The sequence below is a fragment of the Pseudomonas sp. Ant30-3 genome (assembly GCF_000690905.1).
In the GTDB taxonomy this organism is placed as follows: Bacteria; Pseudomonadota; Gammaproteobacteria; order Pseudomonadales; family Pseudomonadaceae; genus Aquipseudomonas.
In genome coordinates this window covers 1-4,764 of the sequence record NZ_JMCL01000148.1, presented here as the reverse complement: position 1 = coordinate 4,764, position 4,764 = coordinate 1, and the positions used below count along the sequence as shown (strand labels likewise).

The window sequence follows — 4,764 nt, the reverse complement described above, 5'->3', positions numbered from 1 at the left end:
GCCCTGAAACAGTCACCTCAACCTATCGTCCAATGGCGGTGACCGGTTAACGACTGCTTCGCAGCCGAGCGGGGGCAAGCCCCCTCGCCACAAGCCCGCATTAGCACGGTGCGAAACCCATATTCCGTTCATAGTTCGAGAGCCATTCATGCCCGTACCCGCCAACGTCACCAGCGCGCCCATTGCCCACAAGGCTGACGGTTCTGATCCGTACGCCTGGCTGCAGGAGCGCGACACCCCTGCGGTGCTCGATTACCTGAAAGCGGAAAACAGCTATCAACACGCGCAGACCGCCGATCAGGCAGCGTTGCGTGAAACCCTCTTCGAAGAGATCAAGGGACGCATTCTCGAGACCGATCTGTCGCTGCCCTCCCCTTGGGGTCCGTACCTGTATTACACGCGGACCACCGCCGGCGATGAATACGCCCGTCACTACCGTTGCCCGCGACCTGCCGATGACAGCCTGCAGCTCGACGAAAGTCGCGAGCAACTGCTGCTGGACCCGAATGAACTGGCCAACGGCGGCTTCTTCTCCCTCGGCGCGTTCAGCATCAGCCCGGACCATCAGCGCCTGGCCTACAGCATCGACGCGGCGGGCGATGAGATTTACACGCTGTTCGTGAAGGAATTATCCAGCGGCCGCGTCAGCGAACTGGAGTTCGAGGATTGCGACGGCAGCATGACCTGGGCCAACGACAGCCTGACCCTGTTCTTCGGTGTCCTCGACGAGACCCATCGCCCGCACAAGCTGTTCCGCTATCGGCTGGACGGCACGGCGGCCGAAGAAGTGTTCCACGAGCCAGACGGTCGCTTCTTTCTGCACTGCTACCGTTCAAGCTCCGAGCAGCAATTGCTGCTGGCCCTGGGCAGCAAGACCACCAGCGAAGTCTGGGTGCTCGACGCCTTCCAGCCGCATCAGCCGTTTACCTGCATTGCGCCAAGGGTTGAGGACCACGAATACGATGTCGATCACGGCGTACGGGATGGCGAATGGACCTGGTTCATCCGCACCAACCGCGACGGCATCAATTTCGCGCTGTACACGGCGGTCGATACCGGCATCGCGCCGACCGAGGCTGAATGGCAAAACCTGATCCCCCATCGCGATTCGACAATGATCGACGGCATGAGCCTCAATGCCGGCGCCATGACCCTCAGCCTGCGCGAAGGCGGCTTGCCGATCATCGAAGTCCACCCGCAGGATCTGCCGAGTTATCGCGTTCAGTTGCCGGATGCCGCCTACAGTCTGCACGTGCAAAACAGCCTGGAATTCGTCAGCGAGAGGATTCGTTTGCGCTACGAGGCGTTGAACCGTCCGGCGCAGATCCGTCAATTGGCATTGGCCAGCGGTGAGCAGGTTGTGCTCAAGCAAACGCCGGTGCTCGGCCTTTTCGATGCGGATGCCTACGTCAGCCAGCGCTTGTGGGCAACCGCGCCGGACGGGACGCAAGTGCCGATCAGCCTGGTGGTCAAACGTGAAGCACTCGGTCAGCCAACGCCGCTATATCTGTACGGCTACGGCGCCTATGGCGAAAGCCTCGACCCGTGGTTTTCCCACGCCCGCCTGAGTCTGCTGGATCGCGGTGTCGCTTTTGCGATCGCGCACGTGCGCGGCGGCGGCGAACTGGGTGAAGCCTGGTATCGCGCCGGCAAGCAGGAACACAAGCACAATACGTTCAGCGACTTTATCGCGTGCGCCGAGCACCTGATCGACAATGGCTACACCACCCCAAAACAACTGGCGATCAGCGGCGGCAGCGCCGGCGGTTTGCTGATCGGCGCAGTGCTCAATATGCGTCCGGAATTGTTCGGCGCAGCGATCGCCGAAGTGCCGTTCGTGGATGTGCTCAACACCATGCTCGACCCGGACCTGCCATTGACCGTCACGGAATACGACGAGTGGGGCAATCCTGAAGAGCCGGACGTTTATGATCGGATCAAGGCCTACGCGCCGTACGAAAACGTCACCGCGCAGGCATATCCGCCGACGTTGGTGATTGCCGGCTACAACGACAGTCGCGTGCAGTACTGGGAAGCGGCAAAATGGGTGGCGAAATTGCGCGCCACCAAAACCGACACGAATCCTTTGCTGCTCAAGACCGAATTGGGCGCCGGACATGGCGGGATGAGCGGGCGTTATCAGGGATTGCGTGACGTAGCACTCGAATACGCATTTGTTTTCAAGGTTTTGGGTATTGCCTGAGGAACTTGGGCGGGTGGTCTGGTCTCAACACCAGAACGCTTGGCGCGATAAAACACAGACCCTGTGGGAGCGAGCCTGCTCGCGATGAGGGCGTGTCAGTCGACATCATTGTTGTCTGGTACACCGCCATCGCGAGCAAGCCCGCTCCCACAAGGGACTGGCAGTGAGCACCAACGCCTGAACCGCGACAAATCACAAAAACCAGAACGTGACGACATGTCAGAACCGACCTTACTGAATAACGAAATCCGCTACTGGCTGATGGACTGCGGCCTGTTCGATCAGCTGCTGCCTGCTGACTTTGCAGCGGCCTCGGGCTATTTCAGCATCAGCGCCGTGCCTGAAGGCGAAGAGATTTTCCATGAGGGCGATGCCGGCAGCTTCATGTGCATCATCCACACCGGCCAGGTGGCCGTGCAAAAAACCAACAGCGAAGGGCAAGCAGTGACCATGGCCACGTTGCGCAGCGGTCGCGCGTTCGGCGAAATGGCCGTGCTCGACGGTGAACGGCGCTCGGCCACTTGCGTGGCGGCGAGCAATTGCCAGCTGCTTAATCTGGGCAAGGATTCGCTGGAAAAAATGCTCAACGATGCGCCCAAAATTGCCGCCAAGATTATCCGTGCGCTGGCGGTCTCGCTGTCCAAACGCCTGCGCATGGCTGACGGGCAATTGCTTTCTCAACAGGTTTAACCGCCCGGCGATTTGATCTTCATGCCGTCCTGCTCAAGGCCCCGCAACGGCTGATCCTTGGGTGGATTGGGCACGCTGATCGGCGGCAACAGCGGCGGTCCACCGCTTCCCGGCCCAGCCTTGGGCACGCTGTTGGGCGTGATTTGCGGGTATGGCGTGGGCGTTGCCGTGCCAGGCGAGCCGGGCGACGGTGCAGGTGTGGTCGGGATGGTTTGGAGATCCGCAGCCTGCACTGCAGTTATCGAGAGCGCGGCCAGGGCAATGACCGTTAGAATAGTGCGCTTCATCAATGGCTCCGTTGGCCTTGTTGTCTGTTTGCAGGCTACTCCCAACTGCGTTCGTTTGCCCTACCCAATGCCCATTCTTCTCAAGTGAGCCCCATGAAACGTTTCGTTCTGCTCGACACCGCGCCCATTCCTGAAAACGGCGGTGCCCTTAGCCTGTTCGAATACGGTGAGGATTTCGTCATCAAGATCCAGGGTGGCGACGGCGGGCAACTGATGAATACACGCATGCACGGCTCGGAAGATGCCTTGGCGGAAATCCCTTGTCGCAAGGTTGCCGGACGCCCGAACTCGCGGGTGTTGATCGGTGGCCTGGGCATGGGCTTCACCCTCGCCTCGGCCCTCAAGCACTTGGGTAAAACGGCCGAAGTGGTGGTCGCCGAACTGGTGCCTGGCGTCGTCGAATGGAACCGTGGGCCGCTGGGGGAGAAATCCGGCAATCCGTTGCTCGACCCGCGCACGGTGATCCGCATGGAAGACGTGGCGAAAGTCCTGCAGGCCGAGCCACAAGGTTTTGATGCAATCATGCTCGACGTCGACAACGGCCCTGAAGGCCTGACGCAACGGGCCAACAGCTGGCTCTACTCCGCAGGTGGGCTGAGTGCCTGCGCCAAAGCGCTGCGGCCCAAGGGTGTTCTGGCGGTGTGGTCAGCCAGCGCCGACAAGCAGTTTTCTGAAAAACTGAAGAAGGCCGGCTTCAAGGCCGAGGAAGTGCAGGTGTTTGCCCACGGCAACAAAGGCACCCGCCACACCATCTGGATTGCCGAGAAGCTCAAGGGCTGAGCTAAACTCCTCACCAATACCGTAGGAGCCGGCTTGCTGGCGATGGCGTCAGTATGACCGCTGTCGCCAGCAAGCCGGCTCCTGCGGGTAATGTGTTCATAACCGTCATTAGTCTTTTACAAAGGTGAACCCATGAGTTCGTCAACGCCGACCAACACGTCGAAACTGGACCGCATCCTCGCCGACAACCAGCGCGACAAGGAAATGGGTTACCGCGACAAGGCCCTGAAGATGTACCCGCACGTTTGCGGCCGCTGCGCCCGGGAATTTTCCGGCAAGCGTCTGAGCGAGTTGACCGTGCATCACCGCGATCACAACCACGACAACAACCCACAGGACGGCTCGAACTGGGAGTTGTTGTGCCTGTATTGCCATGACAACGAGCACTCGCGCTACACCGATCAGCAGTATTTCCACGAAGGCTCGCTGAGCACGCCGAAGATCGCCAAGGCGACGCACAACCCGTTCGCGGCGTTGGCGGGCTTGATGAAGAAGGAGGACTGAGGTTTTCGCTGCCTGATCCGGCCTCATCGCGAGCAGGCTCGCTCCCACCGGGGTAAGTGGCGAGAAGGTAGTTTGCGTCTGGTGGTAATCCAACGTGGGAGCGAGCCTGCTCGCGATTGCGGTGTGCCAGTCACCTTTGTTCAAGCTGACACTGCGCAATCGCGAGCAGGCTCGCTCCTACAGGTTTTTCGGTGCACATCGTATGTGGGACCGCCCTGGCTCCAGAGTGGGAGCTAGCCTGCTGGCGATAGCTATGGTTCAGACACCGCCGATCTCAACCGAACACCCCTCCCCCAATCC

Annotated in this window: 5 protein-coding genes; 4 read left to right on the top strand and 1 reads right to left on the bottom strand. The window is 60.3% G+C overall.

Annotated elements, in window-relative coordinates:
- Positions 1-148: 148 nt before the first annotated feature.
- Together DU29_RS0126960 and DU29_RS0126955 are read left to right on the top strand one after the other, a co-directional pair.
- Complete coding sequence (locus DU29_RS0126960; RefSeq protein WP_028624496.1) at positions 149-2,203, top strand: S9 family peptidase; 2,055 nt, start codon at positions 149-151, stop codon at positions 2,201-2,203.
- Positions 2,204-2,419: 216 nt separating this feature from the next.
- Positions 2,420-2,893 carry a cyclic nucleotide-binding domain-containing protein gene (locus DU29_RS0126955; protein ID WP_028624495.1) on the top strand — a complete coding sequence of 158 codons (474 nt, stop codon included), beginning with the start codon at positions 2,420-2,422 and terminating at the stop codon, positions 2,891-2,893.
- Here DU29_RS0126955 and DU29_RS0126950 read toward each other — a convergent pair.
- The gene (locus tag DU29_RS0126950) at positions 2,890-3,180 is read right to left on the bottom strand and encodes a hypothetical protein (protein ID WP_028624494.1); all 291 of its coding nucleotides are present in this window, start codon (positions 3,178-3,180) and stop codon (positions 2,890-2,892) included. The genes DU29_RS0126955 and DU29_RS0126950 overlap by 4 nt on opposite strands.
- Positions 3,181-3,273: 93 nt before the next feature.
- Here DU29_RS0126950 and DU29_RS0126945 point away from each other — a divergent pair, with 93 nt between their 5' ends.
- Both DU29_RS0126945 and DU29_RS0126940 read left to right on the top strand, forming a co-directional pair.
- Positions 3,274-3,960, top strand: a complete 687-nt coding sequence (locus DU29_RS0126945) for a spermidine synthase (RefSeq protein WP_028624493.1) — start codon at positions 3,274-3,276, stop codon at positions 3,958-3,960.
- 132 nt (positions 3,961-4,092) lie between these two features.
- Positions 4,093-4,464 carry a YajD family HNH nuclease gene (locus tag DU29_RS0126940; RefSeq protein WP_028624492.1) on the top strand — a complete coding sequence of 124 codons (372 nt, stop codon included), beginning with the start codon at positions 4,093-4,095 and terminating at the stop codon, positions 4,462-4,464.
- Positions 4,465-4,764 lie beyond the last annotated feature (300 nt).

What these genes read in the sequence shown, in the direction of transcription:
- DU29_RS0126945 (WP_028624493.1), top strand. Translation starts at nt 3,274, where the DNA reads ATGAAACGTTTCGTTCTGCTCGACACCGCGCCCATTCCTGAAAACGGC.
- DU29_RS0126940 (WP_028624492.1), top strand. Translation starts at nt 4,093, where the DNA reads ATGAGTTCGTCAACGCCGACCAACACGTCGAAACTGGACCGCATCCTC.
- DU29_RS0126950 (WP_028624494.1), bottom strand. Translation starts at nt 3,180, where the DNA reads ATGAAGCGCACTATTCTAACGGTCATTGCCCTGGCCGCGCTCTCGATA.
- DU29_RS0126955 (WP_028624495.1), top strand. Translation starts at nt 2,420, where the DNA reads ATGTCAGAACCGACCTTACTGAATAACGAAATCCGCTACTGGCTGATG.
- DU29_RS0126960 (WP_028624496.1), top strand. Translation starts at nt 149, where the DNA reads ATGCCCGTACCCGCCAACGTCACCAGCGCGCCCATTGCCCACAAGGCT.